Origin of the sequence: Occultella glacieicola (assembly GCF_004353825.1) — a bacterium.
Classification (GTDB): domain Bacteria; phylum Actinomycetota; class Actinomycetes; order Actinomycetales; family Beutenbergiaceae; genus Occultella; species Occultella glacieicola.
Map to the genome: position 1 here is coordinate 1 of NZ_SMNA01000019.1, position 25,159 is coordinate 25,159.

The window sequence follows — 25,159 nt, forward strand, 5'->3', positions numbered from 1 at the left end:
GGGCCGCCAAGGCGGAGCGGCACGCCCGCGAGGTGGCCGCCCAGCGGGCCCGGCGCCGCGCCGAGCAGTCCCGGGTGGCCGCCGCCGTGCGGGCCGGCGCCGGCCGCGCGCTGGAGCTGATCGAGTCCTCGCTCGCGCTCGCCCACACCCAACGCCAGGAAGCGGAGGACGCCCGCGCGCAGCGGGACGCCGAGCTGACCACGGTGCGGGCCGAGCTCGACGAGCTCTCCAAGCAGCACTCCGAGCTCACCGACGTGGTGCACCGCGACGAGGTCGCCCGCGCCCAGCAGAAGCTCCGGATCGAGCAGTACGAACAGCGTGCCGTCGACGAGCTCGGCCTGGACCCGCAGGTCCTGATCGCCGAGTACGGACCGGACCAACTGGTGCCGGCGGTGCCCGCACCGGGAACCCCGCAGGACGAGATCCCCGAGCCCCGGCCGTACGTGCGCGCCGAGCAGGAGAAGCGGCTGCGGGCGGCCGAGCGGGCGTTGTCGCTGCTCGGGCGGGTGAACCCGCTGGCCCTCGAGGAGCATGCCGCGCTCGAGGAGCGGCACCGGTTCCTCACCGAGCAGCTGAACGACCTGAAGAAGTCCCGCGCCGATCTCCTGGAGATCGTCAAGGAGATCGACGAACGCGTCGAGCGGGTGTTCACCGACGCCTACACCGACACGGCCGCGCAGTTCGAGGGGGTCTTCGCCCGGCTGTTCCCGGGTGGCGAGGGCCGGCTCGTCCTGACCGACCCCGACAACATGCTCACCACCGGCATCGAGGTGGAGGCGCGCCCACCCGGGAAGAAGGTCAAGCGGCTGTCCCTGCTCTCCGGCGGCGAGCGCTCCCTGACCGCCGTGGCGCTCCTGGTCGCGATCTTCAAGGCCCGGCCCAGCCCGTTCTATGTCATGGACGAGGTGGAGGCCGCGCTCGACGACGTGAACCTGGGCCGGCTGCTCGACATCTTCCGAGAACTGCAGGAGGACTCCCAGTTGATCGTGGTCACCCACCAGAAACGCACCATGGAGATCGCGGACGCCCTGTACGGGGTCACGATGCGCGGCGACGGCGTCACCACCCTGATCAGTCAGCGGCTGCACGAGAACGTCGGGTGAACGCTGCACCACGTGTGAGCGACATCATGATCACGATCGGGTGACGGCTCGGCGGGTCCGGCGCGGCGGACCGCCGCGCTGGTGATACTTGGGGCGTGATTGATGCACTGCTCGTGGTCGCCGTCGGCGTGTTGCTCGCCGTCGTGGTGGTGGTCGTCCTCGTGCGCCGGCACGTCCCGGCCGAGGGCATGCGGACCTGGCTGGGCGAGTCGCTGCGGTCCGTGCGCGAGCGGCAGGACCCTGCGGCCCAGGCCGATCTCCTGGAGCGTGCCGCGGCCGGCGCCCAACGTCCCCTCAGCGTCTCCGACATCCTCGACCTCGCCGAGGAAGGGCCCGCCTATCACACGCCGGTCGACCTGCGTGAGGTCATGGAGCGGGCCCGGCCCGGCCGCTGATCCCCGGTTCCCGCCGGGAAGTGGCTGTGCACCGGCGGTGTGGGCCACACTGAGTCCGTGCTCGAAGACATCTGGATCTATCTCGTCCTGGCCGTCGTGGTCATCGGCGGCGGCGCCGTCGCCCTGTTCGCCGGGCGCGGTCGCAAGCCGCGCGACCTACCGCCCGGGTCGGGCGACAGCGGCGGTGCCAGGTCCGGGACCGCCACGCTCGACACCGGCACCGACACTGCTGCGGGGCCGGTAGCCCCGCCCGAGGCGGACACCGACACGACGGCGCCACCCCCCGCCGTCGAGCAGGAGTCCGACGCCCCGCAGGCCGCGGCGCTCGAGCGGCCGGAACCGGCGGCCGGCCGGATGGTCCGGCTCAGGGAGCGGCTGGCCCGCTCCGGGGCCCTCGGGTCGACCCTGCTCAGGTTGCTGTCCCGCGGGGACATCTCCGAGGCCGACTGGGAGGAGATCGAGGAGACCCTGCTCCTCGCCGACATCGGCGCCGGACCCACCGACGAGTTGATGACGGCGCTGCGCACCCGGGTCAAGGTCCTCGGCACGACGGACCCGGAGCAGGTCCGCGACATCCTCCGCGAGGAACTCCTGACCCTGGTGGACCCGGACATGGACCGCCGGCTGGCCGCGAGCCCCGTCGTCGGGGACGACGGTGAACCGCACCCCGCTACGATCCTGATGGTCGGCGTCAACGGGACCGGGAAGACCACCACCGTCGGCAAGCTCGCTCGGCTCCTGGTCGCCGAGGACCGGGACGTGCTCCTCGGTGCCGCGGACACGTTCCGGGCCGCCGCCGCGGACCAGCTCGCCACTTGGGGCGAACGCGTCGGGGTGCCCGTGGTCCGTTCGGACCGGGACGGCGCCGACCCGGCCGCGGTGGCCTTCGACGCCGTCAAGGCCGGCCGCGAGGCCGGCGTGGACGTGGTCCTGGTGGACACCGCCGGCCGCCTGCAGAACAAGGCCGGCCTGATGGACGAGCTCGGCAAGATCAAGCGGGTCGTGGCCCGGCAGGCGCCGGTCTCGGAGGTGCTGCTCGTCCTCGATGCGACCACCGGGCAGAACGGCATGCGGCAGGCCCAGGTCTTCGCCGAGGTCGTCGATGTCACGGGGATCGTGCTGACCAAGCTCGACGGCACGGCCAAGGGCGGCATCGTGGTCGCGGTCCAGCGTGAGCTCGGGGTGCCGGTGAAGTTCGTCGGTCTCGGCGAGGGTCCGGACGACCTGGCCCCGTTCGACCCGAAGGGCTTCGTCGACGCGCTGGTCTCCTGACCCTCTCGCGCTCTGCTCCGACGTCCCAGGATTCGAGACCAGCATCTCGTGAAACCTGACGTTCACACCGAACGGGAATCTGTCACACCCCCGTAACACGGGTGGTGGGGCGGTGAAACGACGCTCCACGAGTCTTCTCCACAGACCGGCCGCCCGAGCCGGTGTGTGGAGAGGCGAGCGAATGGAAGAGCTCAATTTCGGAGCCACCGCCTGGATGCTGACGTCGGCGTCCCTGGTGCTTCTGATGACACCCGGTCTGGCGTTGTTCTACGGCGGCATGACCCGGAGCAAGTCCGTCCTGAACATGATGATGATGTCGTTCGGCGCGATGGGCGTCATCGGCGTGATCTATGTGCTCTGGGGCTGGTCGATGTCCTACGGAGCGGACGTCGGTGGCATCTTCGGCAACCCGTTCGACCAGTTCGGGCTGGTCGGCACGATCTACGACGAGAACGGTGAGTTCCTCATCGACTCCTTCGGCGTCCCGGGGATCGTCGGGGTGGCGTTCCAGGTGACGTTCGCGATCATCACCACCGCGCTGATCAGCGGTGCGATCGCGGACCGCACCAAGTTCTCCTCCTGGATGGTGTTCGTGGCCATCTGGGTCACCCTCGCCTACTTCCCGATGGCCCACATGGTCTGGGGCGGCGGGCTGCTCTCCGGCGACGGACCGTTCGCCTCGATCGCCGCCCCGATCGACTTCGCCGGCGGCACCGTGGTGCACATCAACGCCGGGGTCGCGGGCCTCGTGCTCGCGCTGATCATCGGCAAGCGCAAGGGCTTCGGCACCGACCCGATGCGTCCGCACAACCTGCCGCTGGTGATGCTCGGCGCGGCGCTGCTCTGGTTCGGCTGGTTCGGCTTCAACGCCGGCTCGGCGTTCACCGCGGACGGCACCGCCGGCCTCGCCTGGGTGAACACGACCTCGGCGACGGCGGCCGCCATGCTGGGCTGGCTGCTCACCGAGCGCATCAAGTACGGCAAGGGCACCTCGCTCGGCGCCGCGTCCGGCGTGGTCGCCGGCCTGGTCGCGATCACGCCCGCCGCCGGTGCGCTGAACCCGGTCACCTCGATCGCGCTCGGTGCGATCGCCGGGGTGCTCTGCGCCCTGGCCGTGGGACTCAAGCACCGCTTCGGCTACGACGACTCGCTCGACGTGGTCGGCGTTCACCTGGTCGGTGGGCTGGTCGGCACCGTCCTGATCGGGGTCTTCGCCACCGACACGGGGCTGATCTTCGGCGGCGGCCTGAACCAGCTCGTCGTGCAGGTCATCATCGCCCTGGTCGCGATCGTCTTCTCCGGGGTCATCACCGCCGTCATCGGGCTCGCCATCAAGGCCACCATGGGCTGGCGGGTGCCGGAGGAGGATGAGGTCCGGGGGATCGACCTGTCCGAGCACGCCGAGACCGCCTACGAGGAGATCAACTCATGAAGCTCATCACCGCAGTGATCCAGCCGCACAAGCTGGACGAGGTCAAGTCCGCCCTGGAGGCCGCCGGCGTCCGCGGGATGACGGTCAGCGAGGCCAGCGGCTACGGCCGGCAGAAGGGCCACACCGAGGTCTACCGGGGTGCCGAGTACACGGTGGACCTGGTCCCGAAGGTGCGCGTGGAGGTGCTCGTCGAGGACGGCGACGCCACCACCCTCGCCGGGGTCGTGGTGAGCGCCGCGCAGTCCGGGAAGATCGGCGACGGCAAGGTCTGGGTCAGCCCCGTCGAGGACGTCATCCGGGTCCGCACCGGAGCCAGCGGTCCGGATGCCCTGTAGGCGATGACCGCCTCACCTTCCAGGCACCAGGAGGCCCCGCAGTCATTGCTGCGGGGCCTCCGCCAGGCCCGCCTGGCGCACCCCACCAGTCCGGCGGGCGCCCGGTACCGGTCCGCGCTCGCCGCCCTGGTGGACGGCGCGCTGACCGACCTCTGGCACGACGCCGCCGCGCGGTCCGGCGTGGACGTGGGCACCGGCATCGCGTTGAGCGCCGTCGGCTCCCACGGGCGCCGAGATGCCGGACCCACCAGCGACCTCGACCTGATGCTCGTCCACGACGGGCAGACCCACACGCCCGAGCAGGTCGCGGCCCTCGCCGAGGCGCTCTGGTACCCGATCTGGGACTCCGGGCTGGACCTCGACCACTCGGTACGGAGCCTGGCCCAATGCCGACACGTCGCGTCCGCGGACCTGCCGGCCGCCGTCGGCCTCCTCGACGTGCGCTGCCTCGCCGGTGACGCCGGAGTCCTGCACCGGGCCAGGTCGGCGGTCCTCGCGGACTGGCGCTCGGCGGCCCGGCGCCGGCTGCCCGAACTGCTGAACTCGACCCGCGCGCGAGCCGAGCGGCACGGTGAGCTCGCGTACCTGATCGAGCCGGACCTGAAGGAGGCCCGCGGCGGGATCCGCGACGCCGTGGTGACCTGGGCGCTCGCCGCCACCTGGCTGACCGACCGGCCGCACGGGGACGTCGACGCCGCCTACGAGCACCTGCTCGACGTGCGCGACGCGCTCGCTTCCGTGACCGCAAGGCACACCAACAGGCTGCTGCGGGTGCATCAGCCGGACGTGGCCGCGCGCCTGGGGTACGGCGATCCCGACGAGCTGCTGGCCGGGATCGCGCAGTCGGCCCGGGTGGTCGCCTACTCCCTGGACACCACGGTGCGGCACGCCAAGCAGGCGTTGCGGCGCCCTTCGTTGCGGCTGCGCCCGGCCCTCGTCCGGGGCCGGCGGATGCCACCCCGCCTGCGCACAGTTGCGGACAACCTGGTCGAGCACGACGGCGAACTCGTCCTCGGGATCGGCGCCCGCCCCGAGGCGGACCCCGAGCTCGCGCTGCGGGCCGCGGCGACGGCGGCTCGCAGCCGGCTGCCGCTGTCACCGGTGACGGTCGCGTCGCTGCAGCGGACGACGTCCCTGCCCACGCCGTGGCCGGCGACGGCCACCGAGCACCTGCTCGCGCTCCTGCGCAGCGGCGACGCGCAGATCCCGATCTGGGAGGTCCTCGACCTGGCCGGCCTGGTCACGCGCTGGTTCCCCGAGTGGGCCGCCGTGCGGAACCGGCCGCAGCGCAGCCCGGTGCACATCTACACCGTCGACCGGCACCTGGTGCAGACGGTCGCGAACGTGCACGCCGTCACCCGCCGGGGCGAGCTGGTCAGCACCGAACCCGCCGAACCTGCCGAACGGGACACCGTGCTCTGGGCGGCCCTGTTCCACGACATCGGAAAGGTCGCGGGGGCGGGCGATCACGCCGCGGTGGGGGAGCGACTCGTCGGCCCGATCCTCGAACGGCTCGGCCTGGCCGAACAGACCCGCCACGACGTGCGCCTGCTGGTGCGCCACCACCTTGTCCTCGCCGAGACCGCCACCAGTGCGGACCTGGACGACCCGGCCGTCGCCGCCCGCGTGGCCGCGACGATGGAGGACCGCCCGGCGATGGTCGCCCTGCTGCGGGTGCTCACCGAGGCGGACGCCCGAGCCGCGGGCCCGAAGGCCTGGACGGCGTGGCGTGCGCGGCTGGTGGACACCCTGACGGCGCGGGTGCTGGCCCACCTGGGCTGAGGGCTGGCCCCGGGCGGATATCCTGGAAGGCAGTCCCGCCCACTCGCTTAAGGAATCCGCGTGTTCGCCAGCCTCTCCGATCGGCTCTCCGCCACCTTCAAGTCGCTACGTGGCAAGGGGCGGCTCTCCGAAGCGGACATCGAGACCACGGTCTCCCAGATCCGCCGGGCCCTACTCGATGCCGACGTCGCGGTCCCGGCCGTGCGCGCATTCACGTCCGCCGTGCGTGAACGGGCGAGCTCGGCCGAGGTCTCGCAGGCGCTGAACCCCGCGCAGCAGATCGTCAAGATCGTCAATGAGCAGCTCATCGAGATCCTCGGCGGGGAGAGCCGCGAGGTGCGGTTCGCCAAGCACCCGCCGACCGTGATCATGCTGGCCGGTCTGCAGGGTGCCGGTAAGACGACGCTCGCCGGAAAGCTCGGGAAGTGGCTGAAGGAGGAGGGCCACACGCCGCTGCTGGTGGCCTCGGACCTGCAGCGCCCGAACGCCGTCACCCAGCTCCAGGTGGTCGGTGGCCAGGCCGGCGTGCCGGTCTGGGCGCCCGAGCCGGGCAACGGGGTCGGCAACCCGATCGAGGTTGCCCGCACCGGGGTGGCACACGCCCGGGAGAAGTACTACGACGTCGTCGTCGTCGACACCGCCGGACGTCTCGGCGTCGACGCCGAGCTGATGCAGCAGGCCGCGGACATCCGCGACGCGGTGAACCCGGACGAGATCCTGTTCGTGGTCGACGCCATGATCGGTCAGGACGCGGTCACCACCGCCCAGGCGTTCGCGGACGGCGTCGGGTTCACCGGGGTGGTGCTCTCCAAGCTGGACGGGGACGCCCGTGGTGGTGCGGCGCTGTCCATCCGGACCGTCACCGGTAAGCCCGTCCTGTTCGCCTCGACCGGTGAGAAGCTCACCGACTTCGAGCGGTTCCACCCGGACCGGATGGCTTCGCGCATCCTGGACATGGGTGACGTGCTGACCCTCATCGAGCAGGCCGAGAAGGCCTTCGACGAGGACCAGGCGCAGGAGATGGCGAACAAGATCGCCGGCGACGGCGACTTCACGCTGCAGGACTTCCTCGGCTACATGCAGCAGATGAAGCAGCTCGGCTCGATGAAGAAGATGCTCGGCATGCTGCCGGGCATGGGCCAGATGCGCGAGCAGCTGGAGAACTTCGACGAGCGTGAGGTCGTCCGGGTCGAGGCCATGGTGCAGTCGATGACACCGGGTGAGCGTCAGAACCCGAAGATCATCAACGGCTCCCGCCGGTCCCGGATCGCGAAGGGGTCCGGTTCCACCGTGAGCGAGATCAACGGGCTCCTGGACCGCTTCGAGCAGGCCAAGACGATGATGCGCTCGATGGCCCGGGGCGGGATGAAAGGTGGCATGCCAGGCGCGATGGGCGGGTTGCCCGGCATGGGCGGCATGCCCGGCGGTGGGAAGAAGTCCCGTGGCCGGATGGCCCCGCCGCCCAAGCGCGGCAAGAAGGGCAAGTCCGGGAACCCGGCCAAGCGGGCCCAGCAGGAGCGGGAGGCCGCCGAACGCGCGGCCGCCGGCCCGAAGGCGCCGGCCGGTTCGGCGTTCGGCATGGGTTCGGCCGACCCGGCCTCCGTCGACCCGTCGGCGCTGGAACTGCCGAAGGGCTTCGAGAAGTTCCTCGGCCGCTGATGCCGCGGCCGGCATGAGCTCCTCCGGCGACCCGATCGCCCTGGTCGGCACGATCGTCGCCGACAGTGAGCGCGAGCACCGGCGCGCCTGGGTGCGCGAGGGGCGCCTCACGCTCACCGAGCCCGGTTCGAGCCCGACGGCGGAGGTCACCGTCTCCGGGTGGGTGCTACCAGGTCTCGTGGACCTCCACTGCCACCTCGGCCTCGGCCCGGACGGCGGGGTCGACGAGGCCACCACCCTGGCCCAGGCCGCGACCGACCTGGCCGCCGGCACCCTGCTCGTCCGGGACGCCGGGTCGCCGATCGACAACCGCTGGCTCCAGCGCGGGCCCGGGTCAGCTCCGGGCCCTCGCCTCGACGCCCCGGAACTGGTCCGGGCCGGGCACCACCTGGCCCGACCGAAACGCTATCTGCGGTACTACGCCAGTGAGCTCGACGACGTCGCCGACCTGCCCGCCGCGATGGCCGAACAAGCCGCCTTCGGGGACGGCTGGGTCAAGATCGTGGGGGACTGGATCGACAGGGCCCGCGGCGCCGACAGCGACCTCGAGCCGCTCTGGCCGGCGGACCTGATTGCCGCGGGCATCGCCGCCGCCCACGACGCCGGGGCGCGGGTCACCGTGCACACGTTCGCGACCGAGACGATCGACCCGGTGCTGGACGCCGGAGTGGACTGCCTCGAGCACGGCACGGGCATGACCGGGGCCCAGATCGAGCGCGCCGCGGCAGCGGGTGTCGCGGTGGTGCCCACGCTGCTGCAGATCGACCGGTTCGAGGCGATCGCGGCGCAGGGCGCGGCGAAGTACCCCCGCTACGCGGCCCGGATGCGCGCCATGTACGCCCGGCGGTACGCGCAGGTCCGGGACCTCCATGACGCCGGGGTGCGGTTGTTCCTCGGCACCGACGCCGGCGGCACGATCGCCCACGGACGGATCGCCGACGAGGCCGCCGAACTGGTCCGGGCCGGACTGCCGGCGACCGACGTCGTGGCCGCCGCGAGCTGGCTCGCCCGTGACTACCTCGGGCGCCCCGGCATCGCTGAGGGTGCGCCCGCGGACCTGGTCGTCTACCCGGCGGACCCCCGCGAGGACATCGCCGTCCTCGCCCACCCCAGCGCCGTCATCCGGGCCGGGCACCTCCTCCCGCGCTGACCCCGGTTGCTCGCCCTAACCTGTCCTCATGGGCCAGGTGCGGGTGGGCATCTCAGGTTGGCGATACCGGCCGTGGCGCGGAACGTTCTATCCGCCCGGCCTCGCGCAACGCCGCGAACTCGGCTACGCGGCCGAGCGGGTGACGTCGATCGAGATCAACGGAACGTTCTACGCGCTGCAGCGGCCGGCCAGCTTTCGCGCGTGGCGGGCGGACGTCGGCGACGACTTCGTGTTCGCGGTCAAGGGCGGCCGCTACATCACGCACCTCAAGCGCTTGGCCGACGCCCGGACGGCGCTCGCGAACTTCTTCGCCTCGGGCGTGCTCGCCCTCGGTCCCACCCTCGGACCGATCCTCTGGCAGTTGCCCCCGAACCTCGCGTTCGACGCCTCGCGGATCTCGGAGTTCTGTGCGGCACTGCCCCGCACGAGCACGGAGGCCTCGACCCTGGCGGCGGAGCACGACGACAAGCTCAAGGCGGAGGCGTGGACCGAGGTCGAGTCCGACCGGCCCCTGCGCCATGCCATCGAGGCACGCCACCCCTCGTTCGCGGATCCCGAGTTCGCGCGCATCCTCACCGAGACAGGGGTCGCGTCCGTGGTGTCCGACGGGGGGTCGGCCTGGCCCGCGTTCGAGTTCGTGACCACGGATCTGGTGTACGTGCGCCTGCACGGCGCCGACGAACTGTATGCGAGCGGCTACGACCCCACCGCGATCGACGCGTGGGCCGCCAAGGTCGCCGGGTGGGCGCAGACCGCGGATGTGCTCGTCTACTTCGACAACGACGCCAAGGTGCGCGCGCCCTACGACGCGCAGGCGCTGCTCGCGCGCCTTCGCGAGGACCACGGCCCGCCCGGCCTCGGGTAGCACCTCGCGGCGGGTCATCTCCGCATCACGATTGACACCCCTTCGGTTCTGTGGTTCATTAGTCGAGTAACGAACCAATGAACGGAGGTCGTCGTGTTCGACGGTCGTGAACCGATCTACATCCAGATCGCGGATCAGATCCGCGGCGACATCCTCGCGGGCAACCTCGCGGAGGGGGAGCAGGTGATGTCCACGACCCAGTACGCGACGACGTTCCGGATCAACCCGGCCACCGCGGCCAAGGCCTTCGCCCAGCTCGTGGACGAGGGCGTTCTCTACAAGCAACGAGGAGTCGGCATGTTCGTCGCCGAAGGGGCACCCGCCCGGCTGCGGTCCGATCGGCGGGAGACGTTCCTGGCCGAGCGGCTCGAGCCGGTCCTCGCCGAGGCCCGCGTCCTGGGCATCGGCTCGGCGGACCTGATCCGCTGGATCGAGCGCGCGGGCGACGACCCCGAACAGACCACCACCGAAGACACGACCACCGAAGGAGAACAGCGATGAGCGGCTACGCCGTCTCCGTCCGCGACCTGACCGTACGGTACGGCCGGACCACCGCCGTCGACCGGGTGTCGTTCGACCTCGAGGCCGACGGCATCTACGGCCTGCTGGGCCGCAACGGGTCGGGTAAGACCAGCACCCTCTCGGTGCTCGCCTCGTTGCGTCGCGCCACTGCGGGCACCGTGCTCGTCGACGGTGCGGACCCGTTCGAGAACGAAGCGCTGATGGCTGGGATCGCTCTGATCCGGGAGAGCGGCGACGTCCTGGCGAACGCGAAGATCTCCGTGAACTTCGACTACTTCCGCCGCGTCCGGCCCGCCTGGGACCCGGACTTCGCGGAGGAACTCGTCGACGTCTTCGGGCTCAACCGGAAGAAGCCGATCAGTACGTTCTCGCGCGGGCAGAAGTCCGCGTTCGGTGCCGTGATCGGCCTCGCGAGCCGCGCGCCGTTGACCATGTTCGACGAGGTCTACCTCGGGATGGACGCCCCGTCGCGGTACCGGTTCTACGACCTGCTCCTGGCCGACTACGCCGAGCACCCGCGCACGATCATCCTCTCCAGCCATCTGATCAGCGAGATCGAGCGGCTGTTCTCGGGGGTCGTCGTCATCGACGAGGGCCGGCTGCTGCTGAGCGAGGACGTGGACGAGTTCCGCACCCGCGGCGCCACGTTCACCGGACCGGTGGCCGCGGTCGACGCGGTGACCGCCGGCCTGCGGGTGGTGGCGAGCCGGTCCCTCGGCCCCACCAAGGAGGTCACCGTGTACGGCGACCTCGACGAGACGACGCTGGCCGGTGCCCGGTCCGCCGACATCGCGATCGGCGGCGTCAGCGTCCAGGACCTGTTCGTGCACCTGACCGAGAAGGAGTCCCGATGACCACCGACGCTCCCCAGTGGGTCCGCGTGACCCTCCGGATGACGAGGTCCGCGCTCATGTCGCTGGCCTGGTTCTGGGCCATCTGCCTGATCGCCGCCACCGTGGTCACGATCGTCCTGGCGTGGCGGCTCGGCGAACCGCCGTTCTCGATCATGTCCACGGTCCGCTACGGCGGGATCTGGTACCCCTTCAGCGTCGGGCTCATCCTGGTGACCGCCACCATCAACGTGCACGTCGCGGCCGGCCAGACCCGCCGGTCGTTCGTCATCGGGTCACTGCTCAGCGGCGCCCTCGCCGGCCTGCTGAGCGGGGTCATCATGACGGTGCTGCTGCCTCTCGAGGCCGAGGTCTACCTCGCCCAGGGCTGGCCGCACCTGACCACGTCCGCCGCTGCGATCCCCGAACCCTGGGGCACCTCCCTGCTCCTGCACTGCGCCATCTTCGTGACCGGGTCGGTGTCCGGGGTGCTCGTCGGCCTCACCTACTACCGCTGGTCGGCCTGGGCCACCCTGGCCCTGCCCCTGACCGTCCTGGCGCCCGTGATCGCCTCCGGTATGGACGGCCGGTCCCTCACGATCGCCGCCATCTGGGCGGCCTCCGCTGTCACCGCCGTGGCCGCGTACGTCCTTGCCCGCACCATTCCGATCCGCAAACCCCTGGAGATGTCATGACCACTGTCGTGCAGGTCGAGAACCTGCGTAAGTCCTACGGAGCCAAGGTCGCCGTCGCAGACGTCAGCTTCGCCGTCGAACGCGGAGAGATCTTCGGGATCCTCGGCCGCAACGGCGCCGGCAAGACCACCTCGGTCGAGACCCTGGCCGGTCTGCGCCGGGCCGACGGCGGATCGGTCAGGGTGCTCGGCGTCGACCCCCGGAAGGACCCACAGGCGATCAGGACCGTCGTCGGCGTGCAGTTGCAGGAGGCCCGCCTGCCGGCCCGGATCACCGTGATCGAGGCACTCCACCTGTTCGCCTCGTTCTACCCGGACCCCGCGGACCCGGAGGAACTGCTCGGCATGCTCGGGCTCACCGAGCACCGCGGCAAGCAGTTCGCCAAGCTGTCCGGCGGACTCAAGCAGCGGCTGTCGATCGCCCTGGCGCTGGTCGGCAATCCCCAGGTCGCGATCCTGGACGAACTGACCACCGGCCTGGACCCCCAGGCTCGACGAGAGGTCTGGGACCTGGTGGAACGGGTCCGCGACTCCGGCGTCACGATCATCCTGGTCACTCACTTCATGGACGAGGCCGAGCGGCTCTGCGACCGCCTCGTCGTGATCGACGAGGGCCGCGTCGTGGCCGCCGGGTCGCCCGCGGAGCTGATCCGCGGCGGCAACGACGAGCGCACCTTCCGGATGCGCCTACCCGACGGCGCGGCGGACCAGTTCGACCTGATCGGCTCGCTCGCCGACGTGCACACCGTGATCGCCGTCGAAGACGAGGTGGAGGTGACCGGCAGCACCCACGTGCTGCCCGCCGTCATCCTCGCCCTCGCCGAGTCCGGGATCGTCCCGGACGAGATCCGCACCATGACCAGAACGCTCGAGGACGTCTTCGTGGACGTGACCGGGCACGCACCGGAAGAGGAGTTGGCAGCATGAGTGCCACGACCGCAGTACCCACGACCGCCGGGCGGCGCCCGATGCGCGGGCTGGGCGCCCTGACCGCCTCGGAAGCCAGGCTGTTCCTGCGGGATGTCGGCAGCGTGGTGTTCGCCGTGCTGTTCCCGGCGCTCCTCGTGGTCGGCGTCGGATACGCACTGCCGGGGATGCGCGACCCGATCGAGGGGATGGGGGCGCCCTGGGACGGCCATCTGGCCATCCAGCTGTACATCCCGATCGCCCTGTCCCTCGCGGTCGCCACGGTCGCATTGAGCACCCTGCCGACGCAGATCGTCACTGCCCGTGAGCTCGGGGTGCTTCGGCGGATCTCCACCACACCGATGCGCCCGCAGGGCGTGCTGATCGCGCAGGTCGTTGTCAATCTCGGCGTGCTCGTGCTCGCCAGCCTGCTCGCCCTGGTCGCCGCGGCGCTCGCGTTCGGGCTCCCGGCACCCCAGTCCCCGGCGGTCGCGGCGCTCGCGTTCCTCGTCGGGGCGGCAGCGACCGCGGGTGTCGGACTCCTGATCGCGGCTCTCGTACGGAAGGCCTCCGCGGCCGGCGGCATCGGGATGATGGTCTATTTCCCGATGCTGTTCTTCGCGGGCATGTGGACGCCCGGGCCGTTGATGCCGGACACGGTCGCCGCGATCGCCCAGTTCACGCCGCTCGGAGCGCTCAGCCAGGCGCTCACGGCCGCCTGGTTCACGGGCGAGTTCCCCGCCCTGCAGCTGGTGGTGATGGTCGCCTACATCGTGGTCCTGTACCCGCTGGCGGCGAAGCTGTTCCGCTGGCAGTGAGCCGGCGGAGGTGACCCGGCCACGGTGATCCGGGCTGCCGGACGCGCCCGGGGTGAGGCATCTCACCCCGGGCGTCGCCGGGTCGGCCCACGGCCGGGTGGAACGCACCCGTGCGGGTCTGGCAGAATGGCCCGCTGTACACCGCTGGTGTTCGGCCCTCTCACCGAACAGCCGGCGTGTCCCGAACCCGATCCGCAGCGCCGGCCCCACTGGTGCCCTCGAACGGGCTCACCCATACATGAACCAGGAGTGACCACCACAGTGGCCGTCAAGATCCGTTTGAAGCGTCTCGGCAAGATCCGGGCGCCGTTCTACCGTGTTGTCGTGGCCGACTCGCGCACCAAGCGCGATGGCCGCGTGATCGAGGAGATCGGGAAGTACCACCCGACCGAGGAGCCCTCCCTGATCGAGATCGACCGCGAGCGGGTGCAGTACTGGCTCGGCGTCGGCGCGCAGCCGAGCGAGCAGGTCCTCGCCCTGCTCAAGGTCACCGGCGACTGGCAGACCTTCAAGGGTCTCCCGGGCGCCGAGGGGACCCTGAGGCTCAAGGAGGGGGCCGCCGAGGCCGCCGCTGCGATCAAGGCTGCCGAGGACGAGGCCGAGCTCCGCAAGGCCAAGGTGTCCGAGGCGAAGGCCGAGCAGGCCGCCGCCGATGCCAAGGCCGCCGAGGACGCGAAGGCAGCCGAGGAGGCCGAGGAGGCCGAGGCCACCGAGGCACCGGCCGAGGCGAGCGCCGACACCTCCGAGGCGCAGGCCTGATGTTGGCCGATGCCCTCGAGCACCTCGTGCGCGGCATCGTCGACCACCCCGACGACGTCGAGGTCACCTCGCGCACGCTGCGCCGGGGGGATCTGCTCGAGGTCCGGGTGAACCCCAGCGACCTCGGCCGGGTGATCGGCCGCTCCGGTCGCACCGCCCGCGCGCTGCGGACCGTGATCGGCGCCCTGTCCGCCTCCGGCGCCGTCCGGGTGGACGTGGTGGACGTCGACCGCCGCTGAACCACGAGTGCCATCGAGTCAGGCCCGCCCCGGCCACGCCGGGTGCGGGCCTGATCCGTCCGCGGGCCGGACCGGTACCGCGGGGCGGGACGGGGTGGCCCCGTTTCCCCGCCACCTCGCCGATAGGACATGATCGACGCGTGAACGCTTCTGAGAGCCTGCTCCGGGTCGCGACCGTCGGGGGCGCCCACGGACTGCGCGGCGAGCTGCGCCTGGCCGTGCACACCGACGACCCCGAGAACCGCCTGGCCCGTGGCGCCGTACTGCAGACCGAACCCCCCGCCGTCGGACCCCTGACGATCGCCGCCGTGAGCCACCGGCAGAACCACTGGTACGTCCGCTTCGACGGCGTCGCCGACCGGACCGCGGCCGAGGGCCTGCGCGGCGTGGTGCTGCTCGCCGAACCCGTCGACGACGAGGAGGAGGACGCCTGGTACCCGCACGAGCTCGCCGGACTGCGCGCCGAGTCGCCCGACGGCGCCCACCTCGGTGCCGTCGAGGGGATCCGGCACCTGCCCGCGCAGGACGTGCTGGTCCTGCGCGAGGTCACCGGGGAGCGCACCCTCATCCCGTTCGTCCGCGCCATCGTGCCGACCGTCGACCTGCCGGGCGGACGGGTCGTCATCGACGCCCCGCCCGGCCTGCTCGCGGGCACCGAGCCGGAGGCCGGCCGGTGAGCGGGCGCATCGACGTCCTGACGATCTTCCCGGGCTATCTGGCACCGCTGGAGCTCTCCCTGGTCGGTAAGGCCCGCCGTGACGGCCTCCTCGACATCGGCGTGCACGACCTGCGCGACTGGACCAGCGACCGCCATCGCACCGTCGACGACACCCCGTTCGGCGGTGGGGCCGGGATGGTGATGCGACCGGACGTGTGGGGTGACGCTCTCGACGGTGTGCTGGTCGCCGACAGCCCGTCCCGCACCCTGCTCGTGCCGACCCCGGCAGGGGCCCGGATGACCCAGGCCCTCGCCGAGGAACTGGCGCTGCTGGTGTCCGCCGGCGGTCAGCTCGTGTTCGCCTGCGGGCGGTACGAGGGCATCGACGCGCGCGTCACCGAGCACTACTCCGGGCGCGAGGACGTCACCGTCCGGGAGATCTCCCTCGGTGACTATGTGCTCAACGGCGGCGAGGTGGCTGCGCTCGTGGTCATCGAAGCCGTCGCGCGGCTGCTCCCGGGGGTGATCGGGAACCCGGAGTCCCTGGTCGAGGAGTCCCACGGTGCCGCAGGACTGCTCGAGTACCCCGTGTACACGAAGCCGCCGTCCTGGCGTGGGCTGGACGTGCCGGACGTGCTGCTCTCCGGCGATCACGGCCGAATCCGGTCCTGGCGTCGCGCCCGCGCCGTGGAACGGACGGCACTGCGCCGGCCCGACCTGATCACCGGTCAGGGTTCGCCGCAGATCCGGCTGGCCCGTCCCGTGGACGCCGAGGCGATCGCCGACGTTGCCGCTCGGACCTTCCCTCTCGCCTGCCCACCCCAGCTGCCGGCCGCGGACGTCCGCGCGTTCATCGACGAGCACCTGACCGCGGTCGACTTCCGCCGGTACCTGCGCGACCGCGATCGTGACGTCCACGTGGCCGAGGTCGCGGGCGCCGTCGTCGGCTACACGATGACCGTCCACGGCGAGCCGTCCGACCCGGACGTCGCCGCCGCGGTCACGACCCGCCCGACGGCGGAACTGTCCAAGTGCTACGTGCTCCCCGAACATCACGGGGCCGGGGTGGCACGCGCCCTGGTGGCCGCGACCGCGGCCAGGGCGCTCGAGCGGGGTGCGGGGTCGCTCTGGCTCGGTGTGAACCAGCAGAACGAACGCGCCCAGCGGTTCTACCGCCGGTGCGAGTTCGCCCGGGCCGGCACCAAGACGTTCACGGTCGGGACGTTCCGCGCCGACGACTACGTGATGACGCGCACACTCGCGGTCACCTGATTTCCGCCTGCACCGGCGGTATGGCAAACTAGGTCAGTCGCGCGGGCCGCGACGCGCTCTGCCGCAGGGGAGTGCGACTCAAGCCGCCCAGCAGCGCGACCACCACTGACCTCAGGTGGCTCCGGCCGCCCAGACCATCGCGCGTGACCTGTGCGCACGAGCGGGAAGGCATCACCATGCAGACTCTGGACAGTGTCGACGCAGGCTCCCTGCGTTCGGACATCCCCTCGTTCCGCGCCGGCGACACGCTCAAGGTGCACGTCAAGGTCATCGAGGGCAGCCGCTCCCGTATCCAGGTGTTCCAGGGCGTCGTGATCGCCCGCTCCGGCGGTGGCGTGCGCGAGACCTTCAAGATCCGCAAGGTCAGCTTCGGTGTCGGCGTCGAGCGCACCTTCCCGCTGCACTCCCCGACGGTCGACCACATCGAGGTCGTCACCCGCGGTGATGTGCGCCGCGCGAAGCTGTACTACCTGCGCAAGCGCCACGGCAAGGCCGCCAAGATCAAGGAGCGTCGCGAGACCCCCGCGAGCTGAACGCAGTGACCAGCGGGCCCTCCGGCCCGCTTGAGGAGGACGGGACGGCGCGGTGACGCAACGGCAAGACGGCCCACAGGGCCTGCCCGAGGATCACCCCGCCGACCCCGAGACCGACACCCCCGAGACCGCCGAGGCGACGCCGTCGGCCGGTTCCGACGACGACCTCGGCGGCGCCGCGGGTGACGACGACACCGAGGATGAGGACGCCCGGGCGAAGCCGCGCCGCGGCGCGCTCCGGTCCTTCCTGCACGAGTGCGTCATCGTGCTGGTGGCGGCCCTCGCGCTGTCGCTGATCATCAAGACCTTCCTGGCGCAGGCCTTCTACATCCCGAGCATCTCGATGGAGGACACCCTCCTGGTGGGGGATCGGCTGGTCGTCAGCAAGCTCACCCCCGGCCCGTTCGAGCTCGAGCGCGGGGACATCGTCGTCTTCCTCGACCCGGGTGGCTGGCTGGACAACCCCGAGCCGGAGCCGCTGAACCCGGTCGAGCAGGTGCTCACCTGGATCGGCATCCTGCCCGAACACGCCGATGAGCACCTGATCAAGCGGATCATCGGGCTGCCCGGTGACCACGTGGTCTGTTGCAACGAGGCCGGCCAGATCACCGTCAACGGCGCGGCCATCGACGAGCCGTACATCATCGACGGCGCCGTGCCCAGCACCGACCCGTTCGACACCGTGGTGCCCGACGGGCACCTGTGGGTCATGGGTGACAACCGGCCCCGCTCGGCCGATTCGCGGTACAACGCCGCGTCGGTTGGCGGAGGGTTCGTTCCGATACGTAACGTGGTGGGTACCGCCTTCGTCATCATCTGGCCATTGGATTCGATCACGTGGTTGAGCAACCCCGAGGAAACGTTCGCCGACGTCCCCGACCCGTCGTGAGCCGACCGCCCACCCGGCTGCTGGAGCGCGAGCTCCTGGCCGGTGGGCGCCGGTACGTGGCCGGCATGGACGAGGTCGGGCGCGGTGCACTCGCCGGGCCGGTGAGCGTGGGGGTCGTGGTCGTCGACGCGGACACCGGCCGCAGCCCCGCGGGCCTACGTGACTCCAAGCTGCTGCGTCCGGCGTTGCGGGAAGGGTTGTGCGCGCCGATCCGGCGCTGGAGCGTGGCGAGCGCCGTCGGTCACGCCGACCCGGTGGAGATCGACCGGATCGGCATCATCGCCGCGCTCCGGCTCGCCGGCACCAGGGCCCTCGCGGCGATCGCCGGTGACGGCATCGAGGTGGACGTGGTGATCCTCGACGGGAACCACGACTGGCTGACCGCCCCGGCCGACCTGTTCACCCCAGCGGCACCGACGCCGCCGGTGACGACCCGGATCAAGGCCGACCTCACCTGCTCGGTGGTCGCTGCCGCGAGCGTGCTCGCCAAGTGCGAACGCGACGCCATGATGCGCGAGCTGCACCTGGAGTTCCCCACCTACGCCTGGCATGACAACAAGGGGTACTCGGCGCCGGAGCACCTGGCCGCTCTCGGTTCGTGCGGTCCGAGCGTGCTGCACCGGCGGAGCTGGTCGCTGCCGGGCGTGGGCACCGAAGGCACCGCCGGTGCTGTGACCATGGACGCGGAGGCGCCCGTGGCCGCCGGAGGAGGCATGATGGACCAGTGAGTGCAGAGGACCTGGAGAACTACGAGACCGACATGGAGCTCGCGCTGTACCGCGAGTACCGGGACGTCGTGGGACTGTTCTCCTACGTGGTGGAGACCGAGCGCCGGTTCTATCTGGCGAACCAGGTGGACCTGCAGGTCCGGTCCGCCGGCGGCGAGGTGTTCTTCGAACTCTCGCTCGCGGACGCCTGGGTCTGGGACGTGTACCGGTCGGCGCGGTTCGTCAAGTCGGTGCGGGTGGTGACGTTCAAGGACGTCAACGTCGAGGAGCTGGCGAAGCCGGACCTGGAACTGCCCCGATAGCACGGCGGGTCCCCTCCACAGGGGCGCCGCGGCGCCCGCGTGTCCACAGCCTGGGACCTGACCGGTCCGGGCCCTGACCGCCGCGGGCAGCATCGCCTGCGGAGGTGGTCGCGATGCTCGCGAAGGACGAGGTGGGCCGGTCCGGGGAACTGCTCGCCCGCAGGTGGCTGGAGCGCGAGGGGTTCGAGGTGCTCGCCGCGAACTGGCGCTGTCCGGCGGGTGAGATCGACATCGTGGCCCGGGATGGCGACGACGTGGTCATCGTCGAGGTGAAGACCCGGTCCTCGCTGCGGTTCGGGCATCCCGCCGAGGCGGTGGACCGGGCCAAACTGGCCAGGCTGCGCCGGTTGGCCGGACTGTGGCTGGCCGAGCATCCGACCCGGTGTGCCGGGCTGCGGATCGACGTCGTCGCCATCTGGCACCCGGCCGGGCAGCAGCCGCGCCTGGAACACCTGCGCGGGGTGAGCTGAGGTGGGCCTCGGCCAGACCTGGTCGGTGGCGTTGATCGGGCTGGTCGGCCACCCCGTCCAGGTCGAGACCCATGTGCAGTCGGGCCTGCCGCACTTCGGGCTGGTCGGCCTCCCGGATGCCTCCCTCGGGGAGGCCAAGGAGCGCGTCCGGGCCGCCGTGGCCTCCAGCGGCCTGGCCTGGCCGGCGTCGAGGGTCACGGTCAACCTCTCACCCGCGGACCTGCCCAAGTCCGGCTCCGGCTTCGATCTCGCCATCGCCGTCGCCAGCCTGCTCGCGGCCGGCCGGATCGACGGCGACGTGGCCCGGGACCGGGTGCACCTGGGGGAGCTCGGTCTCGACGGCCGGATCCACCCGGTTCGGGGCATCCTGCCCTCGGTCGCCGCAGCGGTCGCGGCCGGGCACGCGCAGGTCGTGGTCCCGCAGGCCAACGCCGACGAGGCCCGCCTGGTGCCCGGCGCCGTGGTGCACGCCGCCGCGCACCTCGCCCACCTCGCCGGGACCTACGGCGCGGACATCCCGCGCCTGCTGACGGTCCCGGCCGCACCGGTGAGCCGCCCGAACGCCGTGTCGGCGCCGCGCTCGGGCGCGGTCAAGGACCTGGCTGACGTACTCGGCCAGAGCGAGGCCCGTCGTGGGCTCGAGGTCGCGGCCGCCGGGGGGCACCACCTGTACCTGGTGGGGCCGCCGGGCACGGGCAAGACGATGCTTGCCTCTCGGTTGCCCGGGCTCCTGCCGGACCTCACCGAGGCGGAGGCGCTCGAGGTCACCTCGGTGCACTCGGTCGCCGGCACGTTCGACGCCGCCGGCGGGCTCCTGGTCCGGCCCCCGTTCGAGGACCCGCATCACACCGCAACACCGGCGTCGGTGGTGGGCGGCGGTTCCGGGCTGCCCCGGCCCGGGGCCGCCTCCCGGGCACATCGCGGCGTGCTGTTCCTGGACGAGGCGCCCGAGTTCTCCGTCCGGGTCCTGGAGACCCTGCGCCAGCCGCTCGAGGAGGGTCAGCTGGTGATCCACCGGGCTCGCGGCGTCGCCCGGTTCCCGGCCCGCTTCCAGCTCGTGCTCGCGGCCAACCCGTGCCCCTGCGGCAAGTCGGTGGGGAAGGGACTGGACTGCACCTGCACGCCGATGGCCAAGCGTCGCTACGGTGCGCGGCTGAGCGGCCCGCTGCGCGACCGGATCGACATCCGGCTGGAGGTGCCGCAGGTCACCCGGGCCGAGCTGAACGCGGCAGGCCCGCCGGAGTCGACGGCGGTGGTCGCGGCCCGGGTCCGGGCCGCCCGGGAGCGTCAGCGCGAGCGACTCGCGGGCACGGGATGGGTGACGAACGCGGAGGTGCCCGGCTCCTGGCTCCGCGACCGGACCCGACGCGTCGAGCCGGCCGTCACCGTTCTGCTGGACGCCGAGCTCGATCGGGGCCGGCTCAGCCTGCGCGGGCTGGACCGGGTCCTGCGGGTCGCGTGGACGCTGGCCGACCTCGCCGAACGCGACCGGCCGACGAGCACCGACGTCGGTGAGGCCCTCGGGCTCCGGATGGTGGGCACCCATGCGTGAGCGGCTGCCGTTCGACCACCTCGACGACCGGCTGGCCCGGGCCGCGTGGAGCCGCCTGGCGGAACCGGAGGACCGGGCCGCGACCCGGCTCGTGGCCGCGCTCGGGGCCGGCCCCGCCCTGGACTGGCTCCTGCATGCCGAACGTGGGCTGTACCCGGCCGTGCCCGTGCCGCCCCCGCGGGGGAACTGGGGCACCGCGGCCGCGCGTTGGGCCCCCAGGCTGGCCGGTCTCGACCCGCGTCGGGAACTCGAGGTGATCGCCCGCCGCGGCGGGGAACTCATCCTGCCCGGCTCGAGGGCGTGGCCGGTCGGACTGGACGATCTCGGCGAGTGCGCGCCGCTCTGCCTGTGGGTGATCGGTGCCCGCGACCCGGCGACCCTCGCCGCCTCGTCGGTGGCGCTCGTCGGATCCCGGGCCAGCACCGCGTACGGCGAGCGGGTCGCCGCGGACCTGGCGATGGGCGTGCAGCCGAAGGACATCACCGTGGTCTCCGGCGGCGCCTACGGGATCGATGCGGCCGCGCACCGGGCCACCCTGAGTGTGGATGGTCCGGCGCTCGCGGTGATGGCCGGAGGGCTCGACCGCTACTACCCGAACGGGAACACCCGGCTGCTCGAGCAGGTGGCCGCCACCGGCGCCGTGGTGGCCGAGGCGCCACCGGGCACCGCGCCGATGCGGACCAGGTTCCTGTCCCGGAACCGGCTGATCGCGGCGCTCGCCCGGGCCACCGTGGTCGTCGAGGCGGCGTGGCGCTCGGGGGCGCTGAGCACCGCGTCCAGGGCCGCCGGCCTGTTCCGCCCGGTCGGTGCGGTGCCGGGCCCGGTCACCTCGGCGGCCTCCGCCGGCGCCCACCGGCTGATCCGGGAGTCCGGCGCGATCTGCGTGACCGACGCCGCGGAGGTTGCCGAGCTCGTCCAACCGGTGGGGACCGCGCTGCCCGAGGAGCCGGCCGTGGCCGCCGGGCTTCTCGACGACCTCGACGGCGAGCAGGCGCGGGTCCTGGACGCGTTGCCGGCCCGCGGTGGGGCGGTGTTCGGCGCCGTGGTGCGCAGTGCCGGGATGGACGAGGTGTCCGTGCGGGCCGCCCTCGGGTTCCTCGAACTGTCCGGCCGGGTCACCCGCGAGGGCGGGGCGTGGCGGCGGGCGCGGGTGCGCGGGTAGGGCGCCGCTCGGCGGTTCCTGCCGTGACCGGTCGGCGAGCCGCCGCGCCGGTCGCGGCCGTGCGCGTGGCACGCTGGAGACATGTCTGCATCGCGTTCGGGTGCCGGTGCGGTGCGGCCGCACCGGATCGCCGAGCGCCCCGGTGACGGGGCGATGCTCGACGCGTTCGACGCGCACCTGCGCGCTCAGCGCGGTCTGTCCGACCACACGGCCCGGGCCTACCGGGGTGACGTGCGCACGCTGCTCGACGTGCTGCCGACCGGCGACGCGGACGGGCCGACCGTTCTCGCCGAGCTCGACCTGACCGCGTTGCGATCCTGGCTGGCCGGCCAGTCGGGGCGGGGCCTGTCCCGCTCGACCCTGGCCCGGCGTGCCGCGGCCGCGCGCACGTTCACCGCGTGGGCGACGCGCACCGGCCGGATGGCCCAGGATCCGGCGCTGCGACTGCTGGCGCCACGCCCGGACTCCGTGGTCCCCGGGGTCCTGGCCGTGGACGAGGCCGACACGCTGCTGGCCGTGGCCAGGACCCGGGCCGACGACGGTGAACCCGGCCACGTCCGCGACTGGGCCGCCCTCGAGCTCCTCTACGCCTCCGGAGTGCGGGTGTCCGAGCTGGTCGGCCTGGACCTTGCCGACGTCGACCACGCCCAGCGGCTGGTGCGGGTGCTCGGCAAGGGCAACAAGGAGCGGATGGTGCCCTTCGGGGTGCCGGCAGGCCGCGCGCTCGCGCAGTGGGTCGGGGCCCGGGCGGGCCTCGTGGACCCGGCGGCGGCGGCGACGAACGCCCTGTTCCTCGGGGACCGGGGCCGGCGCCTCGGCACCAGGCAGGTCCGCGGCACCGTCCACGCGCTCGCGGCGGCGGCCGGCGTCCGCGACCTCGCCCCCCATGGGGTCCGGCACTCGACGGCGACCCACCTGCTCGAGGGCGGTTCCGACCTCCGTTCGGTCCAGGAGGTCCTCGGGCACGCATCGCTGGCGACGACCCAGCGCTACACCCACATCTCGGCCGAGCGGTTGCGGGCCTCGTTCCAGCAGGCCCACCCGCGCGCCTGAGGGGTACCGGCCCGTTGATCCGCGTTGCCCGCGCAAGGACTCCGACTAGCCTGGGTGACATGGCATCGGAGCCGGACTCTCCTCCTTCCGCAGCGGAACTGGCCGACGGTCACGAACACGCGCTCGCGCTCATCTCGGCGCCGTTCGTCGCGGCCCTGATCGACGCCGCGCGGATCCCCGTCGGCGGCTCGGTCATCGACCTGGTCTGTGCCACCGGAGTCGCGACCCGGGCCGCGGCCGAGGCGGCCGGACCGATGGGACGGGTGGCCGGAGTGGACACCGACGCCGGGCTGCTCGACGTCGCCGCGGACCACCGGGCCGGACTCGTGATCGAGTGGGTGCAGGCGGACCCCGAGGCGCTGCCGTTCCCGAGCGGAACCTTCGACCGGGTGATCAGTCAGCAGGGCCTGCAGCGGATCCCTGACCTGCGGGTGGCCGTCGAGGAGGCCTGCCGCGTGCTTAGGGTGGACGGCGGGTTCGCGGGCACGGTGTGGCTGCCGCTGGACCACAACCCGTTCTTCGCCGCCGAGGCCACCGCCATAGCGGCACTCGCCGGGAGGGACGCCCTGGTCGGCGTCGAGGAACTCCCGGACCGGATCGCGTTGGTCGCTCACGAGTTGCGCGCCGGCGGACTGGTGGAGATCACCACGTCGGAGGTGGCCACCACGGTCGAGGTGCCGGCGGACGAGCACTTCATCGCCGAGCACCTGGCCACCTCGTTCTGGGCCAGGGACCTCGACCAGGCCGGCCGGGCACGGGCCGCGAGGGCGGTGCTGGCGGACCTCGCCGGGTACCGGACGGGCTCCGGGACGATGACGCTGCCGTTCGCGTCCGCGGTGGTCCACGCATTCCCCTGAGCCGCGCCGGCGGCGCCGTGGCCGCAGCGACCGGGTAGAGCCGGATCACCGGGTCCGCCACCAACAGTGTCAACGGGTCCAGGTAGCGTTGTGGTGCGGTCCGGGCACCCCAGTGCAGGCACCAGGTCGCCGGGCCGCAGTGCGGTCCGGCGTCACCGGCGGACAGCCGGCCGACGACGTCGCCACGCGTCACGACGGCGCCGACGGTCAGGGTCGTCGTCACCGGCTCATACGTGGTGCGGACCCCGTCGGGGTGGTCGATCGAGACCACGTCCCGGTCCACCACCCGGCCGGCGAAGGCGATCACCCCGTCCGCCGCGGCCAGGACGTCCTGGCCGGGCAGGCCGGCAAGGTCGACGCCGCGGTGACCGGGCGACCAGACCTGCTCGGGTTCGCTGAACGGGCGCAGCACCGCGGGCTCGGGTGCCAGGGGCCAGTCATAGGCCCCGACGGCGGCCCTGGCCGGGTCCGGATCCCCGACGGGGGACGCCCCGCCCGGCCCGGCGTCGCCGAGCGGCGCCGGGGCCGGTTGGGGCGACGGTCCCAGCGGCGCGAGGACGGCCAGCCCGGCGGCCAGCGTGAGCGCGACGACGCCGAGGACCGGCGCGTGGGTGTTCGTCATCCACCCAGCACACCTGCCGGGGACGGCTCACACCCGCGGGGCGCGGCGCTCTGGGGACGGCCGTGCCCTCCGCGCACCCCTGTGGGTGCCGTGCCTTCGGGCGCTCCGGGCCGGCGCGGGGGCCGTGCTCCGGCCCGGTCCGTGGATCCGGTAGACTCGCACCCGCAGGTGGTACGTCCTCCGGGACCGCCGCCTGACATCGCGCGCTCACAGACCACTCCCAGCGAGTGGGGTCGTGCGGCAGGGTCCGGATCGGATGATCCGGTGCCGAACGGCCGTGAGCACCAGGAATGAGCACCG

General features: G+C 72.4%; 27 protein-coding genes and 1 pseudogene. 27 read left to right on the forward strand and 1 reads right to left on the reverse strand.

The window, feature by feature from the left end:
* The 27 genes from EXU48_RS23530 to EXU48_RS25240 form a co-directional block, all read left to right on the forward strand.
* The coding region (locus EXU48_RS23530) for an AAA family ATPase (RefSeq protein ID WP_165962966.1) at positions 1-1,103 on the forward strand (1,103 nt) is incomplete at its 5' end.
* 95 nt (positions 1,104-1,198) lie between these two features.
* Positions 1,199-1,498, forward strand: a complete 300-nt coding sequence (locus tag EXU48_RS23535; RefSeq protein ID WP_133110147.1) for a hypothetical protein — start codon at positions 1,199-1,201, stop codon at positions 1,496-1,498.
* Positions 1,499-1,555: 57 nt separating this feature from the next.
* Complete coding sequence (ftsY, locus tag EXU48_RS23540; protein ID WP_133110148.1) at positions 1,556-2,770, forward strand: signal recognition particle-docking protein FtsY; 1,215 nt, start codon at positions 1,556-1,558, stop codon at positions 2,768-2,770.
* Positions 2,771-2,951: 181 nt separating this feature from the next.
* Positions 2,952-4,202 (forward strand): ammonium transporter, encoded by a 1,251-nt coding sequence (locus tag EXU48_RS23545; protein ID WP_133110149.1) that lies wholly within the window; start codon positions 2,952-2,954, stop codon positions 4,200-4,202.
* Positions 4,199-4,537: a P-II family nitrogen regulator gene (locus tag EXU48_RS23550; protein WP_133110150.1), complete on the forward strand. Its 339-nt coding sequence runs from the start codon at positions 4,199-4,201 to the stop codon at positions 4,535-4,537. The genes EXU48_RS23545 and EXU48_RS23550 overlap by 4 nt, the downstream gene beginning before the upstream one ends.
* A 3-nt stretch (positions 4,538-4,540) precedes the next feature.
* Positions 4,541-6,319, forward strand: a complete 1,779-nt coding sequence (locus EXU48_RS23555) for a [protein-PII] uridylyltransferase family protein (protein ID WP_133110151.1) — start codon at positions 4,541-4,543, stop codon at positions 6,317-6,319.
* A 60-nt stretch (positions 6,320-6,379) separates the two neighbouring features.
* The gene (gene ffh / locus EXU48_RS23560) at positions 6,380-7,978 is read left to right on the forward strand and encodes a signal recognition particle protein (RefSeq protein ID WP_133110152.1); all 1,599 of its coding nucleotides are present in this window, start codon (positions 6,380-6,382) and stop codon (positions 7,976-7,978) included.
* Positions 7,979-7,991: 13 nt separating this feature from the next.
* A complete protein-coding gene (locus EXU48_RS23565; RefSeq protein ID WP_133110153.1) occupies positions 7,992-9,128 on the forward strand; it encodes an amidohydrolase family protein in 1,137 nt (378 codons plus the stop codon).
* A gap of 28 nt (positions 9,129-9,156) precedes the next feature.
* Positions 9,157-9,993 carry a DUF72 domain-containing protein gene (locus EXU48_RS23570; RefSeq protein ID WP_133110154.1) on the forward strand — a complete coding sequence of 279 codons (837 nt, stop codon included), beginning with the start codon at positions 9,157-9,159 and terminating at the stop codon, positions 9,991-9,993.
* 93 nt (positions 9,994-10,086) lie between these two features.
* Positions 10,087-10,494 carry a GntR family transcriptional regulator gene (locus EXU48_RS23575; protein WP_133110155.1) on the forward strand — a complete coding sequence of 136 codons (408 nt, stop codon included), beginning with the start codon at positions 10,087-10,089 and terminating at the stop codon, positions 10,492-10,494.
* The gene (locus EXU48_RS23580) at positions 10,491-11,369 is read left to right on the forward strand and encodes an ATP-binding cassette domain-containing protein (RefSeq protein ID WP_133110156.1); all 879 of its coding nucleotides are present in this window, start codon (positions 10,491-10,493) and stop codon (positions 11,367-11,369) included. The genes EXU48_RS23575 and EXU48_RS23580 overlap by 4 nt, the downstream gene beginning before the upstream one ends.
* Positions 11,366-12,040, forward strand: a complete 675-nt coding sequence (locus EXU48_RS23585; protein WP_133110157.1) for a hypothetical protein — start codon at positions 11,366-11,368, stop codon at positions 12,038-12,040. The genes EXU48_RS23580 and EXU48_RS23585 overlap by 4 nt, the downstream gene beginning before the upstream one ends.
* Positions 12,037-12,966, forward strand: a complete 930-nt coding sequence (locus EXU48_RS23590; RefSeq protein ID WP_133110158.1) for an ABC transporter ATP-binding protein — start codon at positions 12,037-12,039, stop codon at positions 12,964-12,966. Before EXU48_RS23585 ends, EXU48_RS23590 begins: the two co-directional genes overlap by 4 nt.
* Positions 12,963-13,763, forward strand: coding sequence for an ABC transporter permease (locus EXU48_RS23595; protein ID WP_133110159.1), 801 nt, complete (start codon positions 12,963-12,965; stop codon positions 13,761-13,763). The genes EXU48_RS23590 and EXU48_RS23595 overlap by 4 nt, the downstream gene beginning before the upstream one ends.
* A 261-nt stretch (positions 13,764-14,024) precedes the next feature.
* Positions 14,025-14,522: a 30S ribosomal protein S16 gene (gene rpsP / locus EXU48_RS23600; protein ID WP_133110186.1), complete on the forward strand. Its 498-nt coding sequence runs from the start codon at positions 14,025-14,027 to the stop codon at positions 14,520-14,522.
* The gene (locus EXU48_RS23605) at positions 14,522-14,761 is read left to right on the forward strand and encodes an RNA-binding protein (RefSeq protein WP_133110160.1); all 240 of its coding nucleotides are present in this window, start codon (positions 14,522-14,524) and stop codon (positions 14,759-14,761) included. Before rpsP ends, EXU48_RS23605 begins: the two co-directional genes overlap by 1 nt.
* Positions 14,762-14,901: 140 nt before the next feature.
* A complete protein-coding gene (gene rimM / locus EXU48_RS23610) occupies positions 14,902-15,438 on the forward strand; it encodes a ribosome maturation factor RimM (RefSeq protein WP_235857237.1) in 537 nt (178 codons plus the stop codon).
* On the forward strand, positions 15,435-16,691 hold the full coding sequence (gene trmD / locus EXU48_RS25545) for a tRNA (guanosine(37)-N1)-methyltransferase TrmD (protein WP_133110161.1): 1,257 nt from the start codon (positions 15,435-15,437) through the stop codon (positions 16,689-16,691). The genes rimM and trmD overlap by 4 nt, the downstream gene beginning before the upstream one ends.
* A 176-nt stretch (positions 16,692-16,867) precedes the next feature.
* The gene (gene rplS, locus EXU48_RS23620; RefSeq protein WP_133110162.1) at positions 16,868-17,224 is read left to right on the forward strand and encodes a 50S ribosomal protein L19; all 357 of its coding nucleotides are present in this window, start codon (positions 16,868-16,870) and stop codon (positions 17,222-17,224) included.
* A 52-nt stretch (positions 17,225-17,276) separates the two neighbouring features.
* A complete protein-coding gene (gene lepB, locus EXU48_RS23625; RefSeq protein WP_235857238.1) occupies positions 17,277-18,113 on the forward strand; it encodes a signal peptidase I in 837 nt (278 codons plus the stop codon).
* Positions 18,110-18,841: a ribonuclease HII gene (locus EXU48_RS23630; protein WP_235857239.1), complete on the forward strand. Its 732-nt coding sequence runs from the start codon at positions 18,110-18,112 to the stop codon at positions 18,839-18,841. The genes lepB and EXU48_RS23630 overlap by 4 nt, the downstream gene beginning before the upstream one ends.
* Positions 18,838-19,143, forward strand: a complete 306-nt coding sequence (locus tag EXU48_RS23635; protein WP_133110163.1) for a DUF2469 domain-containing protein — start codon at positions 18,838-18,840, stop codon at positions 19,141-19,143. The genes EXU48_RS23630 and EXU48_RS23635 overlap by 4 nt, the downstream gene beginning before the upstream one ends.
* A gap of 104 nt (positions 19,144-19,247) precedes the next feature.
* Positions 19,248-19,613 (forward strand): YraN family protein, encoded by a 366-nt coding sequence (locus EXU48_RS23640; RefSeq protein ID WP_133110164.1) that lies wholly within the window; start codon positions 19,248-19,250, stop codon positions 19,611-19,613.
* Position 19,614: 1 nt separating this feature from the next.
* Entirely contained in the window at positions 19,615-21,165 is a 1,551-nt protein-coding gene (locus EXU48_RS23645; RefSeq protein WP_133110165.1) for a YifB family Mg chelatase-like AAA ATPase, read from the forward strand.
* Positions 21,158-22,327 (forward strand): DNA-processing protein DprA, encoded by a 1,170-nt coding sequence (gene dprA, locus EXU48_RS23650; RefSeq protein ID WP_133110166.1) that lies wholly within the window; start codon positions 21,158-21,160, stop codon positions 22,325-22,327. Before EXU48_RS23645 ends, dprA begins: the two co-directional genes overlap by 8 nt.
* 81 nt (positions 22,328-22,408) lie before the next feature.
* Positions 22,409-23,380 carry a tyrosine-type recombinase/integrase gene (locus tag EXU48_RS23655; RefSeq protein WP_133110167.1) on the forward strand — a complete coding sequence of 324 codons (972 nt, stop codon included), beginning with the start codon at positions 22,409-22,411 and terminating at the stop codon, positions 23,378-23,380.
* Positions 23,381-23,439: 59 nt separating this feature from the next.
* Positions 23,440-24,237 (forward strand): class I SAM-dependent methyltransferase, encoded by a 798-nt coding sequence (locus EXU48_RS25240; protein ID WP_133110168.1) that lies wholly within the window; start codon positions 23,440-23,442, stop codon positions 24,235-24,237.
* Between the two features lie 112 nt (positions 24,238-24,349).
* On the opposite strand, the pseudogene EXU48_RS25245 reads toward EXU48_RS25240, so the two are convergent.
* A pseudogene (locus tag EXU48_RS25245) lies at positions 24,350-24,859 on the reverse strand (M23 family metallopeptidase); the annotation flags it as partial.
* Positions 24,860-25,159: the final 300 nt, after the last annotated feature.

Bases quoted from the DNA above. Each gene is read 5' to 3' on its own strand.
- EXU48_RS23605 (WP_133110160.1), top strand. From the start codon at position 14,522: ATGTTGGCCGATGCCCTCGAGCACCTCGTGCGCGGCATCGTCGACCAC.
- EXU48_RS23555 (WP_133110151.1), top strand. From the start codon at position 4,541: ATGACCGCCTCACCTTCCAGGCACCAGGAGGCCCCGCAGTCATTGCTG.
- EXU48_RS23595 (WP_133110159.1), top strand. From the start codon at position 12,963: ATGAGTGCCACGACCGCAGTACCCACGACCGCCGGGCGGCGCCCGATG.
- EXU48_RS25240 (WP_133110168.1), top strand. From the start codon at position 23,440: ATGGCATCGGAGCCGGACTCTCCTCCTTCCGCAGCGGAACTGGCCGAC.
- EXU48_RS23565 (WP_133110153.1), top strand. From the start codon at position 7,992: ATGAGCTCCTCCGGCGACCCGATCGCCCTGGTCGGCACGATCGTCGCC.
- dprA (WP_133110166.1), top strand. From the start codon at position 21,158: ATGCGTGAGCGGCTGCCGTTCGACCACCTCGACGACCGGCTGGCCCGG.
- EXU48_RS23585 (WP_133110157.1), top strand. From the start codon at position 11,366: ATGACCACCGACGCTCCCCAGTGGGTCCGCGTGACCCTCCGGATGACG.
- EXU48_RS23580 (WP_133110156.1), top strand. From the start codon at position 10,491: ATGAGCGGCTACGCCGTCTCCGTCCGCGACCTGACCGTACGGTACGGC.
- EXU48_RS23570 (WP_133110154.1), top strand. From the start codon at position 9,157: ATGGGCCAGGTGCGGGTGGGCATCTCAGGTTGGCGATACCGGCCGTGG.
- EXU48_RS23545 (WP_133110149.1), top strand. From the start codon at position 2,952: ATGGAAGAGCTCAATTTCGGAGCCACCGCCTGGATGCTGACGTCGGCG.
- EXU48_RS23655 (WP_133110167.1), top strand. From the start codon at position 22,409: ATGTCTGCATCGCGTTCGGGTGCCGGTGCGGTGCGGCCGCACCGGATC.
- EXU48_RS23550 (WP_133110150.1), top strand. From the start codon at position 4,199: ATGAAGCTCATCACCGCAGTGATCCAGCCGCACAAGCTGGACGAGGTC.
- rplS (WP_133110162.1), top strand. From the start codon at position 16,868: ATGCAGACTCTGGACAGTGTCGACGCAGGCTCCCTGCGTTCGGACATC.
- EXU48_RS23590 (WP_133110158.1), top strand. From the start codon at position 12,037: ATGACCACTGTCGTGCAGGTCGAGAACCTGCGTAAGTCCTACGGAGCC.